This is a genomic window from Coleofasciculus sp. H7-2, from assembly GCF_042747725.1.
Lineage (GTDB): Bacteria > Cyanobacteriota > Cyanobacteriia > Cyanobacteriales > FACHB-T130 > FACHB-T130.
The window spans coordinates 85,219-105,076 of the sequence record NZ_JBHZGO010000030.1 but is presented as its reverse complement, the minus strand read 5'-3'; the positions used below and the strand labels follow the sequence as shown (position 1 = coordinate 105,076).

Below are 19,858 nucleotides of genomic sequence, written 5' to 3'. Positions count from 1 at the left end.
TCAGAGACACCCAGTTTCCCAATAATGGTGAATTGAAAATTGCTTGTCGTAGAGGCTGGCTCGACATCCTCTAAAAGGCTTTCTGGGCAATGTGTAGATTGATTAGTTTGGGTCATTGTTTTTTCTGGTTTTACCAAGCCCAATAGCTGGATTTTAGCTCTCCAAAGAGATAGCCTACGTTATTTGATTGTTAGGTTTCACCATAACCTGAAGACAAAAATTGATATTAGTGAAGCCGTTTTATTAATAGAGTTGTACCACTCTCTGGTTGTTGACCTCTTTTACTACAATCATCGACTCGGTTGCCATTCCCATTAACGAGTAGATGTTGCTGATGAACAAGTAAGAGAGTCTTCATCCAAGCGATCGCTCCAAAAGAATGATGTTTAATTATAGAAGTAAGGTCAATTTATTTGTAAAATCTATAGCCGTCAAGATATAAAAGTGAGAAGCTCTTGTTGTATCAAATTTGAGCCTAATTTTTAAAAAGACTTGATTGAGCCAAAGTGTCTGTTGTAGAGACACCTAGAATCGCATTTTTAGAGGAGTTGGTAAAAACCGCCCCTGCTAAGGGAGCATCTTTGTAACAATTTCTGTAACAGAAGCCCCGTTGGTATCCTATTGCGTTTAAATTCAGGAGAAAGATACGGGTAATCCTACTATTAATCGGCAATGCTGCTAAAAGATGTCCGAGATTATCAAATTCTGTTTCTATCCTTGTTCCTGTTCTTGGGTATTTGGACACGAGACTGGACGCTAAGACCGGATCTAATTTTAGTGGTGATGGTAACTTGCCTAGCGACTCAGTGGCTAGCAGTATCGATTAAACAAAATCTATTCAATTTGCTTCCAGTACAAGATAATTGCCCAAATGAACTTGATTCTGGTTTAGCAAATGCTCCCGTCAATCTTTCATTACGCAGTGCCTTTATTACGGCTTTAGGTCTGAGTTTGCTGCTGCGAGCCGATAGTTACAGCACCATGATTTTGGCAGGAGCTTTAGCAATTGTAAGTAAATTTATTTTTAAATTTCGGAATAAGCATTTTTTTAATCCTGCTAATTTTGGCATTATTGCAGCGCTTATCTTGACAAAAGATGCCTGGGTTTCACCTGGACAATGGGGAGATGAATGGTGGTATGCGCTGTTATTTGCAGGCACCGGGGGCACGATTTTAAAACGAGTTGGTCGCTGGGATACAACCGCTGCTTTTTTAGGTTCCTACGCTTTGTTAGAAGCAATTCGCAATATTTGGCTTGGCTGGACGTGGGATGTATTTTTACATCGATTGATGAGCGGTTCTTTGTTGTTATTCGCCCTATTTATGATTACCGATCCTCGTTCTATTCCTAACGCCAGGAGCGGGCGTTTAGTATGGGCAATGTCTATCGCTTTGTTCACTTTTACCCTGCGAAATCAATTTTTTGTATCTACCGCCGTTTTCTGGGCTTTATTTGCTTTGGCACCCTTGACCATACTTCTGGATTTTATCTGGTCAGCACCCCGATTTTCCTGGGGAGAAACTCCCTCAACTGTTTTTAGCAATTTAGATAATAGCAAACCTGATGATGTTGAATCAGAGTCTAATACATCTCGGTTAGCAATTTCAGCTCATGAAGAGAGCGTTGCAACGCTTACAGAGATCCCCTCAACCCCCCTTTTTTAGGGGAGCGATGTTCCTTCTTTTTTGGAGCTAGGGAGGAGTAAGCCTTAACTGAAAAGTAGGGAATCCAAGTCGTATTGACAAGTTTAAATTTTTACCAAGCTAGAAGAGGTTGCAATGAAGCTATTTCGGATTTGGAAAACTTTAGTTATAACGTTTCTGGCTGTTATTTGCTTTGCTCCGACAGCCTGGGGATTTTGTGGTTTCTATGTGGCAAAAGCGGATACAAAGCTTTACAATAAAGCGTCGCAAGTGGTAATTGCTCGTGAGAGCGATCGCACTGTTTTAACGATGGCGAATGACTATCAAGGTGATGTCAAAGACTTTGCCTTGGTTGTCCCTGTTCCGACAGTGCTTCAGAAAGAGCAGGTTCACGTTGGCGATCCTAAAATTATCGAACGATTGGATGCTTTTAGTGCGCCGCGACTGGTGGAATATTTTGACGAAGATCCTTGTAATCCTGTCATGTACGATAGAGTCGCTGCACCATCAGCCGCACGGGAGTCAGGCGCTCTTCTAAGGGGGGGTAGAATGGATGAAGAGAGTACCTTGGGTGTCACTGTAGAAGCTCGTTTCAATGTGGGAGAATATGACATTGTAATCTTAAGTGCAAAGGAATCAAACGGTCTAGAAACTTGGCTAAATCGCAACGGATATAAGATTCCACGGGGTGCAAAACAACTGCTGCAACCCTACATCCGGCAAAACATGAAATTCTTTGTTGCGAAAGTAAATCTTAAAGAATTTCAAAATTCCGGTTCTCAATTTCTGCGACCCCTACAGATGGCTTACGAATCGCCTAAATTTATGTTGCCGATTCGTCTAGGGATGATTAACTCTACCAGCGTACAGGATTTGATTGTTTACGTTTTATCGCCTAAAGGTCAGGCTGAAGTTACCAATTACCGAACCGTAAAAGTCCCCTCAGATGCTGAAATTCCAGTATTCGTCAAAAACGAATTTGGCGATTTCTACAAAGCAATGTTTCAAACTTCATACACTCGTGAAGATAAAAAGGTTGCCTTTCTGGAATATGCCTGGAACATGGGAAATTGCGATCCGTGTTCTGCCGAACCTTTAAATTCAGAAGAACTGAAGAAAGCCGGTGTTTTTTGGCTAGATTATTCAGGTATGCACGAGTCAGCGCCTTTCCGTAGATCCCTTGTTCCCTCTAATAATGTTTTTATCACCCGTCTCCATGTCCGGTACACCCGCGATAAATTTCCGGAAGATTTGGTGTTTCAAGAAACATCAAATGAACAAAATTTTCAGGGTCGTTATGTTCTACGTCATCCCTTTACAGGAGATGTGAAATGTCAAGCGGGTCAACAGTACAAAAAGTCTTTGACTAGACGATTTGAACAAGAGGCTCAAACTCTCGCCAAACTGACTGGGTGGAGTATTCAGGATATTCGGAAAAAAATGCCTGTTGCACAAAGCAATTCTAGACCTTGGTGGCAAAATATCTGGCCTTAATAATCACCTAAGCGCCTAATTTCCTTGCTACCTCTCCCTAACCCTCTCCTAAGAAGAGAGGGTTAGGGAATAAATATTTTTTACGGGGAATGGTAAAAAGCAAAATATAGGTGGTAAAAAACTAATGACACTAACAATAAACTAAGTTAAGTCGCTTCTCTCTCTAGCAGCAAAGTAACAGGACCATCATTCTCAATTGCTACCTGCATCATCGCCCCAAATTCGCCTGTTTCTACGCGCAAACCACTCTGGCGCAACTTAGCGATAAACTGTTGATAAAGATTTTGAGCGATCGCAGGAGCAGCAGATTTATCAAAGGAGGGGCGGCGTCCTTTGCGACAATCTCCGTAGAGGGTGAATTGGCTGACTACCAGCAGTTCGCCCCCAATTTCTAAGACGGATTTCTCCCAACGCCCGGTACCATTCTGCTCATCTGGAAATAAGCGTAATTCCAGACATTTACGAGCCATCCAGTCAAGTTCGGCTTCGGTATCCGTTTCGGCAATGCCTACGAGTAAATTAAGCCCGCGCCCAATTTTGCCGACGACTTGACCTGCCACCTCAACTTGTGAGGATTTAACTCGCTGGATGACAACTCGCATAATTAGTCATTAGTTCTACGCTAGTGGCTAATGGTTCATAGTTTATCCTTAATCAAGCCATGAACTATGAACCATGAGCAATTAATATTTAGCTAATTGCTCATGACTAAAAACTATTTTCCGAAGCCTTTACCGCGAGTAGTAGAAGGCAAACAGACACAACTTTTAATTTGCTGTTGCAGGGTTTCTTTATCTAAATCCTGACCAATCAGTACCAACTGGCTTTTTGGTTGTCCTTTCCAATCTTCATCTTCGATGGAGAAGCGTTTGCCGCATAGGTGAAAGATATGACGCCGAGGACTTTCATCAAACCAAAGAATCCCTTTGGCACGGAAGACGGTCGGGGGCAGCTGATTATCTAGGAAATTTTGAAACTTCTTGATAGCAAAAGGCTTGTCGCTTTCAAAGGAAATTGAGGTAAACCCGTCATTTTCCAAGTGGTGGGAATGATGATCGTGGTCGTGATGGTCGTGAGTGCAAACGTCATGCTCATGATCGCAACTACTATGATCGTCTTGATGATCGTGATGATCGTGGTCATGGTCGTGGTGGTGATGGTCGTGACCCTGTTCTGCCTCTTCGTTTTGGAAATATTTGTCAGTCTCAAATAAACCGACGCTGAGAAGTAACGGCAGCGGAACCTGTCCCTTAGTGGTTCGCATAATCCTAGCACCGCCTTTCATATCCCGAATTCTGACTTCTAGGGAGTCTAAGTCTGCTTCATCCACCAAGTCTGCCTTGTTGAGCAGAATGATATCACCGTATGCGATCTGGCTGGCGGCGGCTTCGCTATTGAATAAATCGAGACTGAAGTTTTCCGAATCTACCACCGTAATGATCGAATCTAGGCGGGTCATGTCTCGCAGTTCTGTACCTAAAAAGGTGAGTGCCACTGGCAGGGGATCTGCGAGTCCGGTTGTCTCGACTACCAGATAATCGACCTTTTCTTCGCGTTCCAAAACTTTGTAGACTGCTTCGACGAGATCGTTATTAATGGTGCAGCAGATACAACCGTTACTCAACTCCACCATGTCCTCGCTGGTGGTGACAATCAGCTCATTATCAATGCCGATTTCACCAAATTCATTAACCAGAACAGCGGTTTTGACGCCTTGCTGATTGCTTAAAATGTGGTTGAGGAGAGTGGTCTTGCCGCTGCCAAGGAAACCTGTAATGATTGTCACGGGCAAGCCGGAGATCGGAGCATCTATCTCTGGAGATTGACTGGGAGTGGTGACTGGTTGCATAGTGCGACTTTCAGAATTTCTTAAATAACGTTATGTAGACTTATCCGTAAATTGGTATGAAGTCTAAGCGGTAAATGGGTGTAGGTGTCAATCCTTGTTCGGGATTGAAATGACCCAACCTTTTACTTTATAGCAAGCGAACAGCTTCGCATACGCGCTTGGCGCGATCGCTCTCTCCAGCTTACCTGACTCCAAATCAGCATTTCCCCATGCTTCTAGCAAAAGGTCAGTCTCAGCCACCCATTACGGGTAGCGCGTTTCTAGGACGCTTGGTATCAACTGACTGTAGTAGTTTATCCTTAATGCAAGCAACTCATTGCTATAGCAGAAAATTGGCAGACGTTGTCGCTGCTACCCTTCTGTGGTTATGAGGCAAGCAGACACGCCCTAGCCTCGATCCGAAGAGAGCTGCCGAAATCTTGACTACAGCCCAGGAGTCTCAGGCGTTTGTATTAGTAAAGCTTATTGCCATAAGTCCGACAGAGCCAGTAGTTTTTACATAACCTCTCGGCGCTTAGAGATAGAGATGATTAGAAAAATAATCTTTTGATTAACCAGCCTCCGATCATCTCACCTGCAAATAGTTTTATCTAGAGAACTTATGAAACGTCGTCATTTTCTACAATTTAGCAGCTCGCTCTTCGCCAGCTTGGGAATGAACCAGCTGGACTTGATGCCTCAAGGCGTTAGCTGGCGGCGCGAAGCGCTTCGGGGTGCCAGAGTGCTGGCTCAAAGCACCCCGCGCAAACTGGCTTTGTTAGTTGGCATCAATCAGTATCAAGGCGCTTTAGGGTCATTAGAGGGGTGCATCACTGATGTAGAAATGCAGAGAGAACTCCTGGTTCACCGCTTTGGCTTCAATCCCAATGACGTTCTTGAAGTCAAAGATGCCCAAGCCACCCGTGAAGGAATCCTAACAGCCTTTAACGAGCATCTTATAAAACAGGCAAAACCTGGGGATGTAGTAGTCTTTCACTACTCCGGGCATGGTTCGCGGGTACGTGACCCCAACCCGATTGGGGACGATCCATTTAATAGCACAATGGTGCCAATTGATCGTCCGGCTGATTCTGTCACCGGCTCGGCTAACTCCGTCCCGGATATCATGGGTCATACCCTATTCCTGTTAATGTCTGCCATTCCCACCGAAAACCTCACCGTTGTCCTAGATAGCTGCTATTCCGGGGGAGGCAAGCGCGGTAACGTGGTTGTGAGAGCTGCCCGTTTAAAGAGGGGTGTCACCCTTGATGCCAGTCCGGAAGAATTTGAGTATCAAAAGCAGTTGCTCTCTAAGCTGGAGCTTTCCCAAGACGAGTTTCGCGATCGCCGCCACAAGGGTGTGGCTAAGGGAGTAGTCATCGCCTCGGCAAGGCGCGACCAAGAGGCGGCAGATGCTGAATTTGAGGGATTTCATGCGGGTGCCTTTACTTATCTACTAACTCGCTATCTCTGGCAAGAAAGTAGCAACAGTTCCTTTGACACAGTCTTTGTCAATCTAGCCCGTCGCACCAAAGACGTGGCTATGTCCTCTAACATAATCCAAAACCCAGAATTTGAGGAAAAACCGGGAAGTAACAATGGCTCTAAACCCCTTTACTTCTTGGAGAAAAAACGACCCGCCGCCGAAGCAGTGATTCAGAAAGTGACTGGCGATCGCGTGGAGTTTTGGTTGGGTGGGATAGCCTCCCAAAGCCTAGAAGCGTTTAAAGATGCAGCAATCTTCTCAATTATTGATGATGAGGGACGGGAACAGGGACAAATCAAGCAAGAATCCCGTGTTGGATTAGTCGGGTACGGCAAAGTTATTCCAACTTCTCAATCAGGGATAGTTAAAGAAGGAACATTATTGCGAGAACTGGTGCGGGGAATGCCTACGGATTTAACCCTACGCATTGGTGTAAATGACATCCCTAGTGCAGAGAAAGCACAGGTACTGGCAGCACTTCAAAAGCAAAAAAGGATTGAACCTGTTGCAGTCGAACAACGAGCCGTCACTGACTACTTATTAGGACGAGTAACACAAGAAGATTTCCAATCTTGGCAAAAGCAAGGTGTTTCCAATCCTCCACCCGTAGGTGCCTTGGGGTTATTTACCTCTACCCAAGTGCCAGTCTCTGATTCTTTTGGTCGGGTGGGAGAATCGGCAGAGAATGCGGTGGTGCGACTGCGACCGAAGTTCAAGGTATTGTTGATTGGGCGCATTTTGAAGAGCCTGGTTAATGGTGATTCCTCTCAGTTAAATGTCACTACTTCAATTCAAGCTGTGGATAGCAAAGAAACTTCCAGCACTGTTAGCAGTCGAGGCACCCGAAATGCTCAATCAACTCTCCCGCCCGGAGCGACTAATACTCAAAAGCTACAGTTCAAAAGGGGAACAAACATACTCGCTCAGGTAAAAAACAATGAAAGTCGCAATATCTATGCCAGCTTGCTTTTCATTACTGGGTCTGGAGAAATTATCAACCTGTTTCCTCTAGACTGGGATGCCCCAGAGGAAAAAGCTTTAGTCCCTCCTGGGCAATCGATTGCCGTACCGCAGCCAGAGGATAATTTTGTATGGAACGTGGGGGAGAAGGCTGGCACGTTTGAGGTACTAATTCTGGCAAGTGTTGCTCCGTTACGCAACGCTTTGAAGGGGTTACAGAGCATCGCCAGAGGTCGCGGGACTCGCAATGGAAATCCCATTGATGTGAATGAGGATGAGTCAGTCGATATCATTGGAAATTTACTGGGGGACATCGATAATAATTCCCGCTCCAGTGAGGCTGCACCTTCGCTGCTCTCTAAAGGAACTCAAGCGGTATCTACAAGCGTGTTAGCTGCCATTTCGACTGTAGTTGAGGTGGTGGATTGACTTCAGTCGGGTGGGTTAACGCACCTTACTTATGAGGGCGATCGCAAGGGATTGCCCCTACAAAAGGCTATATGTATAAGCTTTGCGTAAGTCCTGCTTACGCAAATAGCACTACATCTGAGGGCGATCGCAAGGGATTGCCCCTACAAAAGGCTATATGTATAAGCTTTGCGTAAGTCCTGCTTACGCTACATCACATCTAAGAGGGCAACCACAAGGGATTGCCCCGACAAAACGCTATATGTATAAGCTTTGCGTAAGTCCTGCTTACGCTACATCACATCTAAGAGGGCAACCACAAGGGATTGCCCCGACAAAACGCTATATGTATAAGCTTTGCGTAAGTCCTGCTTACGCAACATCACATCTAAGAGGGCGAACCGACAGGTCGGCGCTTCGCTATCGCAAGGGATTGCCCCGACAAAAGGCTATATGTATAAGCTTTGCGTAAGTCCTGTTATTTACAAGTTCTCAATTACAGCCAGTTTCCCACCAAAATGAATGGTGCCCAGTAATAGGGAGACTTATACTTGCTATCCTGCTGCATAAGCCAGAGTTGAGCGCGGCGCAGAGCTTCGGCTTTGCTAACCTTCGTGTCCTTTAACTCCTGATAAAATCGAATCATTGACTTAGCCGTGCTTTCATCATCCACTTGCCATAGTGTTGCCAAGGTACTGCGTGCCCCAGCTTTGACTGCTACACCAGCTAATCCTAGCGCTGCCCGCTCATCCCCAACTGCTGTCTCGCAAGCACTAAGAACTAGTAACTCAATGGCTTTTCTGCTGTCTTCTTCTCTACCTCGCAGAAGTTGGTTGAGCTGGTTAATGTTGAGACGGTCATCCGAAGTGAGAATAAAGGTTTCTTCAGCATTGGAACTGAACTTACCGTGAGTTGCCAGGTGAACAATAGGGTAAGAAACCGAGTTGATTGCCCGTTGAATTGCAGCGGTAGTAAATTCCTCATTGAGGATTAATTTACCGGGTATTTTTAACTGGATTCCTTCTAATTCCTGCTGTACATTGAGTAGTGGCGGAAAATATACGGATTGGGGAGGACTTCCAAGGCTTCGTAAACGAGCTTCAGAGAGTCCAGCCTTAAGGGCAGTGATTTCACCTCGTGCTAAGGGTTTGGTGTCTAGCAGTTTCAGTCCTGGAGTCTGGGCGATCGCGTATTTTTCTACTAAAAACTTCTCGCCATCGTGAAGTACTGCCATCGGCAGATTCAGTAAGGGAGCGTCCAGGACAAAAACGAGAGTTTCAACTCCACTGGCTTTGAGGTCTTCCTCAAAGGGTCGAATTAACCAACCGTATACCTCTTGAGCAAGCACTAAGTACCCCCCGTCTGTGGGTATGAGTGTTGGTTCGGCGCTACGAGTATCATCTCCAGGTATTACAGCATTGGGTTCATTTCCTTTAGGTTGAGCTTCTTGAGGGGTGGCGGGTAATGGTTCGTTTTCATTTGGTGCCGTGCGGGTGGGTTTAACACTCTCAGGAGCGATCGCACTCCGCAGTCGAGTAAAGGTGCCTTGCACTTCAACTCGCGGTTTGGAAATAGTAATGTGTCTCAACTGATTGCCGGGTAGCGTCACAACTACTTCTAAGCTTTCTGGCAAAACAATTGGGTAAATGAGAGCGGCTTTCTGGTCAGTCTCAGCCAGAATCTCATCAACCGATTTGGGTATGGAGGTTATACAATTTTCTCGAAAGAAGTTGACCAGTTCAGCTTGCTGGAGGGATTCAATAGCTGTACGAGCGTTCTTCAAATCTTCGGGATTTTTGGATTGTAACAGCATCCCCGCATACTCTCGATATACAGGTTCGACGCTTTTGCGAAAGGAGAATTGCGCGTCGGGGTTAAGGTTCACCAAGTCACCCCGTAAGTCCTGAAGATTATTGACGGCAACTTTGTAAGAAGCGATCGCTTCCGCTGTTTTTTCTTGTTCTGTAAGGGTTTCTCCTAACTGCCCCGCTGTTTTTCCTTGTTCTCTAAGGATTTGTCCTAACTGCCACTGCCAGCGATAGGAGATGTCTGACGCACCAATGGATTGAGCGATCGCTAACGCCTGCTGGGTATTCTCCTGTGCCTGTTCTAGCTGTCCTAGCTTTTGGCGCAGTTCTCCTAACTGACCGAGGGCGTAAGATTCCGATCTCAGGTCTTTCAGCTTTCTCGCTTGTTCCACAGCAATAGCCAGTTGCTGAGCAATGTCTTGAGGGCTGACATTTGCCTGACTATTTGGTTGCATCACCATGCGTGCCCAGTTAATTCGGGCATGAACGGTGGTACGGGAAAGGGGCAATTGGTCAAGTGTCTGTTGAACTTGGTGCAATAATTCTCGCTCTGGATCGGTGAAAGGTTGTCCGGCGTCTCCAAACACGCTGAGTTGATTGAGTTGGGCTTCAATTCTTTCTGTTGGCGTTGTGGCAGTTTCGGCAGCCTTTTCGTAGTAAGCGATCGCTTCTTCAAAGTACTTTAGGGCAACGCTATTATTAACTTGCTCTTTGGAGGTGTTGCGTCGGTCTTTGGCGATGTTACCTAACATTAGATAAGCGGCGCTTTCATTCTCTTCACGCGCTGGTGAGGGTAAGCTTTCGGCAATCTCCAAACTCTCCTCTATAGCCTTTTGAGCGTCATCCAGATCGCCAATTAAGCGTTGGGTAATTCCCAAGCTACGCAGGGCGATCGCTTTGAGCTGGGGATCGGTCTGGTTCAGATTAGCATTGAGTTGTTCGAGCGTTTCCCAGGCGCGGCGATAAAACCCAGCCTTGCGGAGTGCCTGCGCTTGATTAATCCGACTTTTGATCGCGCCCGTTTTGTCTCTGCCTCGCTCGTAAGTGGTGGCAGCCGCAGAAAAACGTTCTGCGGCGGCTTCTGGCTGTCCGAGGGCGAGATAAACTTGCCCTTGGAGGTTAAGAGTCATGGCTTGCTTGAGAGTCTCTTTGCTGGCTACAAAGGCTCCCTCAGCTTGTTGCAAGCGAGTTAATGCCTCCGGAAACTGCTCTTGTCGATAGAGTTTCTTGGCTTCCTGCACTAGCGCTTCTGGAGCTGTTACATGGGGATTCGTTACTTTTGCAGGAGTTTGGGCGACAACAGGCAGGCTTTTTGCTCCCAATAGCCAAGTTAATCCCTGGATGCAGAGGAAAGAACTAAGAAATAATCCCACAAGAAAGAGTTTTTTGTGGTTCTTTTTGTCTAGAAAAATTGGATTTTTTGCTTGATTCTTCCGAGACTTTTTAAAACCAAATAAATTGAAAATTTGACTTAACATTTTTTAATTTCTATATAGTTAGAAAATGCGGTAAATTAAAGAGAAGTGCAACCCCTTTTCTTGTAAAGTTCTTTCGGTAGAAATAACCTCTACAAGGGGAATACCGTAATCAAGACGAGCGGAAAGGCGATCGCCCATTTGGAACCTCAAACCGAGTCCAGCAGATGCCAGAAAATTGGGTTCGGGATCGGGATCGGGATTCCCCGAACTGTTCCAGGCGAAGCCCAAATCTAAGAAGGGAGCAAGTTGCAAAAGAGCGTTTTGTCGAGGCAGGCGAAGAATTGGCAACCGAAGTTCTGCCGAAGCCGATGCCCCATTGTCGGTTAGCAAGACATTTTGACGGTAGCCTCGGACTGTATCTCGACCGCCAAGACCAAACTGCTCCAATCGCAAAAGAGGATTGGTTGAGAGTTGCAAGTCTCCCCCGACGATTAACAGGGTATCGGGAGCCAAAAGACGTAGCCACTGAACTTGAGTGCGCCAAGCCAGAAAGGTGCTGTCGGGAGCATCTTCGTTGACTGTAGCGCCAAGTATGCCAAGACCGAGACTGAATTGGGAGCGAAGGGCGAAGACTTGCCGGTTGCGGCGCACAATCCAGTCCTGAAAAAAGCGCAGGGCAGTAACGGTGGTACTTCCATCCTCCTCCGCTCCCGGCGAAAGTCTGACCGGAACTTCAAAAACCGTGACTTCACTTCTCTGGTTTGTTATCGATAGTCCGAGGGCGAATTCTTCAGTCAAGTTTCGCCGCAGGGGTTGGCGCAGCGTCAGCGCAAAGAAGCGCGAATCGGCATCAAGATCGATCCGGTCGAAGGGAGGTTCGACTACCTGAGAGAAGGTGAAACTGGTAGCGAAGCTGAGGGTGCCGTTACGAGGATTGATGGGGTAGGTATAGCTGGCATCGAAAGTATTGCTGCCCTCGGTATTGCTGTAGCCAAAGTTTAGACCATCTCCTTGTCCGAATAAGTTGGCTTGAGTAAGTTCCAGTCGGCGCTCAAAGGTGCCGATGTTGGGCGAACGGTTATTATTTAGCGACAGGTCAAGGTGCAAGGTTTTCGCCTCTTCAACCTCTACGATCAGCAAACTCGATCCCGGTTGCGTCCCAGCCGTTAGTTCCGCAGACAAGTTTTTAATTAACGGGTCAAGTTGCAAAAGTTGCAGTGCCTCGATCAGGGCATTCCGATTCAAGGGCTTGCCAGCTTTGAGAGCAATGCGACTGCGAATATAATTAGGGTTGAGTCGCCGCGTGCCCCTTACGTCAATAGATTCTAATCTCCCTTCAATCACCTGGATTTTGACCACACCTTCTGTGTTACGGAAGGTTTGGGGTGGGATGATTGCACCAGAGGTTATGTAGCCCCGTTCTCTGTAGAATTTGGTAATAGCGGAACGCACCTCGTAGATTTCAGCGAATCCTAGGGAACGGTTGGTAAAACCCTTGGTGGCTTCAGCGAGTTCTTCATCGCTGAAGGCTGTATTGCCTTCAAACTCAAATTGCTTAACTGTAATGGTTTCAGGGACTTCACCCGGCTTGGGTTCGGCTGTTGTGGGAGGTGGAGGTGGGGACGGCAGTACTTCTTGTGGGAGGAGAGGGACGACAGGTATCTGCGGTTCTGGCAGAGGTTCCAAGGGGCGTTTGGGAGGTAGATCCGGCGTCAGGGGAGGGATATCTTGTGAAGGGGAAATTGTTGGGATTTGGGCAAGTGGGGAAGAGAGAATTTTAGTGTTTGTTGCGAGCGATCGCCCGTGAGAAATTATCTTGACAGGCACAAGTAGCGTCTCGCGAGACATTTCCTCTGTTTCCACAGGAGTTTCAGTCCATTTCAATGGACTTGAGCTATGAGTCGTGGACTTCAGTCCAAGGCTGGACTCGCTATCTACTGAGAGGGGTGTAAATTCTGAGTTTTCCCAACCCAACCCAACAACCCATCCGTTATCTCCGTTACTAAATCCGCTACTACCTCGCTTCTGCACCAAAGGCAAATCAACTGTCTGCGCTTGACTTGGCGCTACGGTTATGCAACTGGTTAGCGCCAACAACCCCAGTCGCAACAGGGAAGAACCTCTACTGAGGTAACTTTGATAAAGCATTGCAGGTAGATGCAGGTGTCAGTGCTGGATTGTTAGGAGTAACGGTGCCGGTGGAGGAGCGAGCCGTAAAAACGATCGCGCCATTTTTCTCATACACCCAGCCTTGAGCTTCGACCATCTTTGATTGTTCAGAAGCAGCCGGAGCATCTGGGGCAATTTCTGATTGTTCAGAAGCAGCCGGAGCATCTGGGGTAGGACTGGTGGGGTTGGTAGAATTTGGGTCGTCCGTAGTGTTTTCTTCTCCCTCATCAGGGGTTCCCAACTCATTCACCACTGCCTCACCCGGAAAAGCTGCATTGGGGTCGGGAGGCAACCCACCGGGTCCTGTGACAATAAATTGGTTTTTTTGCCTCTCGGCTATGCCAGTCCGAGGAGCGCAGGTTTCAGCTATTAGCGTAGTGGGGTCTACTGGGTTGGCGGGTAGGTTGGATAGCCCTTGAGTCGGGTCAGCATTGAGTGCATTAATGTTTTCCTCACCGTCCCTGCCATACTCAGTACGAGCAGTGATGTCATTAGAGACAATCACATCGGCTCGCTTGTCAATGTCGTAGAGGCGAGCGGCTGTGACATCGATTCTGCCGCCTTTGCCGATGAACGCGGCGGCACTGATATTGTTGTCATTAAACGGAGCAGCAATAATATAGCGGGTTTCGGCGTCAATGTTACCGCCAGTTCCGATTACCGGAGTGGTTACGAGTGTTTGAGTAGCTATGCGACTGCCACGGAGCAACAGCAAGAAGTCTCCTGATGTTAAAACAATACTCCCGCCTTGACCGAATAACGTGGCTGCTGTAATCCTTGCCTCGTTGTTCAAAATAATGTCTTCTTTAGCTGCGATGACGATGCCACCCGCTTCCCCTAGTCCAAAATTATTAACACTCACTGTCGCTCCATCTTTGATGAACAGGGATCTAACGTCGAGAATGATAGCGCCACCAAATTTATCCGTGTTCGTACTTTGTGAACCCGCAGTGCTGAGGATAACGCTGCCAGTGCCTTTGAGTGAAATATCGTCTTTAGTCCTCACAAATACGAGTCCGGCATTCCCCTGTCCAGAAGCCTGAGTACTCAATCCAGCAGGAAGATTAGAAGTGCTAGTGATGGAGAGTGACTCAGCTTGCATCAAAATTGCACCAGCATTACCTGTTGCCTGCTTCCCAACAATACTACCGATGATTCCATTATTAATAGAGACATCATCGCGAGCCGCTACAACTATAGCTCCAGCATTGCCGTCTCCAAAGGTACTGCTATTGAGTACACCGTTTTTTAAGGAAAGCGACCCAGTAGAAATTAAGATTGTGCCAGTGACATCGCCACCCCTGCCCGAAAGAACAGCACCAATATTGCCAGCAAAGGGGCTGCTAGTTCCCCCGCTTTGTTTAGCACCTTCCTTGATGACGGTCTCAATCCTCGCCTCATTTGTCAGAGAGACAGAGTCTGTCGCTTTAATAAATATACTTCCGGCTGTCCCGACTCCAAAAAGGCTGGTATCTATTTTTCCCCGATTACTTAGGGACAGAACTCCAGTGGTGATTTCGATGTTCCCAGCATTACCGCTAGCTCCAAGACCAACTCTGCTAAAAATAGCGCTGGGAAGGAGTTGACCATCCACAAATCCCTCTCCATCAATGGTGATAGTATCGCGGACATCAATTTTTACCCTCCCTGCATTTCCCTGTCCTGCTGGTTGACCATCTTGATTTCCACGAACTAGGGTTTGCAGCTGAGAGCCGCTGAGCAGGGAAAACGAGCCAGCCGTAATACTAACCAATCCACCGTTGCTGTTTGTCGCCCCATTTTCGACATTGCTTTGGATGGTACTATTGGCAAGAGAAACCGAACCATCAACGTCTATGAAGATAGCTCCAGCATTACCACTGCCAAAACTGCTGCTAGCTATCCCAGCATTATTTGATAGAGAAAGTGACCCAGCTTCAATTAGAATGCCGCCGGGACTCCCTTGCCCACCAGGTAATATTTGACTGAAGATTTGGCTGTTATCAAGAGAAACATTATTCCCCCGCAAAATTACAATTCCAGCGTCATCACCCCCTCCGCTAACGATACTGGCAGTAATCCCGGCTTGATTGGTCAATGAAATGTCGGCTCGTGCTACACCATCAGGAAAACGCAAGCCTAAGTTATTGTTGCCAATAATCTCTACTTCTCCTGGTGCTGCTAACCCTCCTAAGTCAACTCGACCACCTGGTGCCTTAATAATTCCGCCATCTAGTCTCACATCGCCGCCCACGAGCAACAAACTACGACCGTCGGGAACTCGCAGACCATCTAAAGTGTTTGAATCGTTGGGAGCTGTGGCTCTAGATTGATTGACTATGGCTCCTGCTGGCGTTTGGTTAAAGAAAAGGGCAGAAGGATTTACCGCCAGCACGGGGTTATTAGGCTCAACGGGTGAGGTCATGGAGAACTCGCCACCGCTAGGAAACCGGATAGCGTTTGCGGTCGTTCCTACAAATGAGCCGCCAATGTCTAATCGGGCATTTGGTCCAAAGATAATCCCACTGGGATTGATCAAGAAGAGATTGGCATTCCCTTGGGCTTTAATTATTCCCTGAATATCCGATGGAGTGCCCCCTGTTACTCGCCCCAAAATATTAAAGATGGTGGGGGCGTTGAGAAACTCAGCCGTCTGCCCACTGGGGATGCTAAAACTGCTAAAGCTGTGGAACAGGTTTGTGCCGCCAACTGTTGTGCCACCTGTAATTACCAAACCGTCGTCAACTTGCGTCCCCAGTGTGCTATCAGGTGTCACCTGAGCGAAAGCGCGATTCTCAGAAAATGCGTCAAGCGAAACTATGCTGAAGGGAATTGCTCCACTCATTGCCCAAGCCACTAGACCGAGTCGTCTGCCCCAACTCCGACTGCTGTTGACCATGTCGTTGGCGTTAATCTTATATGCTATGCACTTAATTTCAGGTGATTGTAACCCTATTTCACTAATAATCCTGTTTTTTATTTAAGATATTTAATTATTTAGATAGATGTAAGATGGAGCAACTTTTCCGCTCGTATTGCTTGCTATAGTACTTTTTCAATGTCACCCGAACTGAGCTAAGGTGAGGCTTGTCCCAGCTTAAGTTGAGTAGCCTGAAGCTGGTTGCTACAAAATGCAATTTTGATTGGCATGACTAGATGGCTTGCCGACCAGGGAATTTAAAATACTTAACAGATGCACTTTATTTTTGTAAGTTTCAGGAATGACCCTAACACTCTACAACACCCTCACTCGTCGCAAGGAACCCTTTGAACCCGTTGAACCCGATAAAGTCGGGATGTACTACTGCGGCGTGACGGTGTATGATTACTGCCACTTGGGTCATGCGAGAGCTTGCATCGTCTGGGATGTGACGCGCCGCTATCTGCAATTTGTCGGCTATAACGTGCGCTATGTGCAGAATTTTACTGATATTGATGACAAAATTCTCAACCGGGCACGGCAAGAAGGTTCGTCGATGGAGGAAGTTGCCGAACGCTACATCCAAGCTTATTTTGAGGATATGGCGCGGCTGAATATCAAAGAAGCGGATGAATATCCGCGTGCCACGCATACGATGAATGGGATTCAGCGGCTGATTCACGAGTTGGAGGAGAAAAATTTTGCCTATCCATCTGCGGGTGATGTTTACTATGCGGTGCGTCAATTTCCGGAGTACGGTAAGCTGTCGGGACGCAAGTTAGAAGATATGCAAGCTGGCGCGAGTAACCGGGTGGAGGTGGAACCGGAAGCGTCCAAGAAAAGAGACCCGTTTGATTTTGCGCTGTGGAAAGCGGCAAAACCGGGGGAACCTGCGTGGGAATCGGCTTGGGGTGCGGGTCGTCCGGGGTGGCACATTGAATGTTCGGCAATGGTGCGCGATCGCTTGGGCGAAACTATAGACATCCACGCTGGCGGTGCTGACTTAATTTTCCCTCACCACGAAAATGAAATTGCCCAGTCGGAGGCGGTGACTGGCAAGCCGTTAGCGAACTACTGGCTGCATAACGGTATGGTGACAGTGAATGGGGAGAAAATGTCCAAGTCTCTGGGCAACTTTATCACCATTCGAGAGTTACTGGATCGACCCGTCGATCCGATGGCGGTGCGATTATTTGTTCTTACAGCACAATATCGTAAGCCGATTGATTTTACCGATGAAGCAATACAAGCCGCTACAAACGGTTGGAATACGCTGAAGGAAGGTCTGTTGTTTGGATATAAGTACGGTTCCCAACTGGGTTGGATGAGAACGTTGACAAACCTCCCAGTTGACGGTTCAGGACATGACAATGCTGTGGAAAGATTTCAGGCAGAAGTGGATGATGACTTGAATTTTCCTGGCGGTTTAACGATATTGTTTGAACTTGCTAAAGAGTTAGGCAAGCAGGGGAATATCTTGGTTCATCAGGGTAAAACCGAGATCCCACCCGAACAATTAGAAGCTTGCTGGCACAATTTAGTTAATTTGTCAAGTGTATTAGGCTTAGAAGTGAGTGCTGATGACATCGCACTACAGGTTGAAACCGCTGCTTCTGGTGATGGTTTAAGCGATGCAGAGATTGAGGCGGTGATTCAGCAGAGACAGGATGCGAGGATTGCGAAAAATTTTACGGAGAGCGATCGCATCCGCAATGAGCTACAAGCTAAAGGAATTACTCTAATTGATAGCCCGGATGGTACGCGATGGCACCGTAACTAAGCCGTCAGCTGTCAGTCAAAAGCTCCGCCCTGAAATAAATTAGGCGGCTCATCGCTAAAGTTAGCTAAAGCTCAACTGGATATTGATTTCAACCTGTTGAAAGCGTTTTTTCGGGTTCAATTCCCCGGCGGTTGCCCTTACTATGTGGTGATATTTGCGTAAGTCCTGATTTAACGGTTCAGTCAGTGCTATAGCAATCTTATTTGATTTGTGAAATATTTTTTTTAACGAACCGCAGAGGACGCCAAGGACGCAGAGAAAAGAAATAGAGAGTTTTACAAATCAGTTAGGAATTCTATAGATCGCTGCTCAGTTGAAAAGACTGAGTTTGTACAGTCAAAATCTAAAATTCAAAATCGTAGTTTCTAGTAGGCGGAGGCGAAGAGTTTTGATCAGCATAGCGGCAACTGCCTACGCTGCAGCAGGAGCGATCGCCTTGACGGGGTTTTCAGCAGGAGCGATCGCTATCTTCTTTCTCACCCTCACCCTCGTCATCTGGCAGCCGCGAGGACTGGGTATCGGCTTCAGCGCTGGAGGAGGAGCATTGCTCGCCCTGGCAACCGGCGTCGTCAGCTGGGAAAACGTCCCGGAAGTTTGGGATATCGTGTGGAATGCTACCTTCACCCTAGTAGCCCTGATCGTGATTTCCCTAATTCTGGATGAAGCCGGATTCTTTCAATGGCTGGCACTTCATATCGCCCAGTGGGGAAAGGGGAAAGGCTGGTTACTCTTTTCCCTGATTGTCTTATTGGGAGCCGCTGTCACCGCCGTATTTACCAACGATGGCACCGCTTTGATTTGGACGCCAACCGTGATGGAAATGCTGCTCTTCCTCGATTTTGGCCCCAATGCCGCCCTAGCGTTTATCATGGCAACCGGCTTCATTGCCGACGCCACCAGCCTGCCCCTAACCGTCAGCAATCTGGTAAACATCATTTCTGCCGACTATTTTCAGATTTCCTTTTTGCGCTACGCCTTGGTGATGGTGCCGGTGAACTTCGTAGCAATTTTCAGCAGTTTAGCCGTCCTCTACTTTTACTTTAATCAGCAAATTCCCTCCAGCTATAGCTTTGAGCGACTGCCAACGCCGTCTAGCGCCATTCGCGATCCCCTGGTTTTTCGGTGCAGTTTTATCGTCCTCTTGTTGCTACTAGGCGGATACTTCCTCGCGCAACCTCTAGGTTTACCCGTTTCCTCGATCGCCGGTTTAGGGGCATTTGCCCTGCTAGCGCTGGCTGGGCGCTGGTTCCAACCATCTGTCCAGCCAGTCATTAACCTTCGCAAAATTCTGCGGGAGGCACCCTGGCAAGTCGTTGTCTTTAGCTTGGGAATGTATCTGGTTGTTTTTGGCTTGCGGAATGCGGGGTTAACGACTTACCTCAGCGCCAGCTTAGAAAATCTCTCTGGCTGGGGAATCACCCTTGCCACGATGGGTACTGGCTTTTTGGCAACTCTGCTATCTTCAGTGATGAACAATTTGCCCAGCGTACTGATTCACGCTTTGGCAATCCAAGGCACCAGCGGTACTGAGGCAAATATCCGAGAAGCGATGGTTTATGCCAACGTCATTGGCTGCGACTTGGGGGCGAAAATTACGCCCATCGGGAGTTTATCAACGCTACTCTGGTTGCACATTCTAGCGAGGAAGAAACTTTATATTAGCTGGGGGCAGTATGTTCGCATGAGTCTCGTCCTGACTTTGCCAGTGCTGTTTCTAACGCTTTTGAGTTTAGCAATTTGGCTACCTTGGCTGATTGCTTGATTAGTAGATTCAGCAAAAGCCTACCAAATGGGATCTACACAAGAGGTGATTGCTCTATTTTGGTACTATACAGCATTGTCCAATGTGAGATTTTAGGGCAGCGATCGCAACACTTCCATTGTGGAGACTTTACAGCAGTTCTTACAGCGATCGCTATGAAATATACGCTGCGTCGGCTCAGTGGAGTTTGCTCACTCTGTAC

The 19,858-nt window shown here is 47.3% G+C and carries 10 protein-coding genes; 5 read left to right on the top strand and 5 right to left on the bottom strand.

The window, feature by feature from the left end:
- Window positions 1-672 precede the first annotated feature (672 nt).
- Window positions 673-1,665, top strand: a complete 993-nt coding sequence (locus ACFW2W_RS07445; protein ID WP_378175430.1) for an RnfABCDGE type electron transport complex subunit D — start codon at window positions 673-675, stop codon at window positions 1,663-1,665.
- A 114-nt stretch (window positions 1,666-1,779) separates the two neighbouring features.
- Entirely contained in the window at window positions 1,780-3,138 is a 1,359-nt protein-coding gene (locus tag ACFW2W_RS07440; protein ID WP_378175427.1) for a DUF2330 domain-containing protein, read from the top strand.
- A gap of 146 nt (window positions 3,139-3,284) precedes the next feature.
- On the opposite strand, the gene dtd is transcribed toward ACFW2W_RS07440, so the two are convergent.
- Both dtd and ACFW2W_RS07430 read right to left on the bottom strand, forming a co-directional pair.
- The gene (gene dtd, locus ACFW2W_RS07435) at window positions 3,285-3,740 is read right to left on the bottom strand and encodes a D-aminoacyl-tRNA deacylase (RefSeq protein WP_378175424.1); all 456 of its coding nucleotides are present in this window, start codon (window positions 3,738-3,740) and stop codon (window positions 3,285-3,287) included.
- 113 nt (window positions 3,741-3,853) lie between these two features.
- The gene (locus ACFW2W_RS07430; RefSeq protein ID WP_378175421.1) at window positions 3,854-4,987 is read right to left on the bottom strand and encodes a CobW family GTP-binding protein; all 1,134 of its coding nucleotides are present in this window, start codon (window positions 4,985-4,987) and stop codon (window positions 3,854-3,856) included.
- Window positions 4,988-5,588: 601 nt separating this feature from the next.
- Here ACFW2W_RS07430 and ACFW2W_RS07425 point away from each other — a divergent pair.
- Window positions 5,589-7,841 carry a caspase family protein gene (locus ACFW2W_RS07425; protein WP_378175418.1) on the top strand — a complete coding sequence of 751 codons (2,253 nt, stop codon included), beginning with the start codon at window positions 5,589-5,591 and terminating at the stop codon, window positions 7,839-7,841.
- Window positions 7,842-8,316: 475 nt separating this feature from the next.
- Here the strand turns inward: ACFW2W_RS07425 and ACFW2W_RS07420 are convergent, their stop codons facing one another.
- From ACFW2W_RS07420 to ACFW2W_RS07410, 3 genes are all read right to left on the bottom strand, one after another.
- Window positions 8,317-11,001, bottom strand: coding sequence for a CHAT domain-containing protein (locus ACFW2W_RS07420; protein WP_378175416.1), 2,685 nt, complete (start codon window positions 10,999-11,001; stop codon window positions 8,317-8,319).
- Window positions 11,002-11,124: 123 nt separating this feature from the next.
- Window positions 11,125-13,194: a ShlB/FhaC/HecB family hemolysin secretion/activation protein gene (locus ACFW2W_RS07415; protein WP_378175413.1), complete on the bottom strand. Its 2,070-nt coding sequence runs from the start codon at window positions 13,192-13,194 to the stop codon at window positions 11,125-11,127.
- Window positions 13,169-16,093, bottom strand: coding sequence for a filamentous hemagglutinin N-terminal domain-containing protein (locus ACFW2W_RS07410; protein WP_378175410.1), 2,925 nt, complete (start codon window positions 16,091-16,093; stop codon window positions 13,169-13,171). Before ACFW2W_RS07410 ends, ACFW2W_RS07415 begins: the two co-directional genes overlap by 26 nt.
- A gap of 322 nt (window positions 16,094-16,415) precedes the next feature.
- On the opposite strand from ACFW2W_RS07410, the gene cysS reads away from it, so the two are divergent.
- Together cysS and ACFW2W_RS07400 are read left to right on the top strand one after the other, a co-directional pair.
- Window positions 16,416-17,894, top strand: coding sequence for a cysteine--tRNA ligase (gene cysS / locus ACFW2W_RS07405; protein ID WP_378175407.1), 1,479 nt, complete (start codon window positions 16,416-16,418; stop codon window positions 17,892-17,894).
- 397 nt (window positions 17,895-18,291) lie between these two features.
- Entirely contained in the window at window positions 18,292-19,656 is a 1,365-nt protein-coding gene (locus ACFW2W_RS07400) for an arsenic transporter (RefSeq protein WP_378175674.1), read from the top strand.
- The last annotated feature ends 202 nt before the right edge of the window (window positions 19,657-19,858 follow it).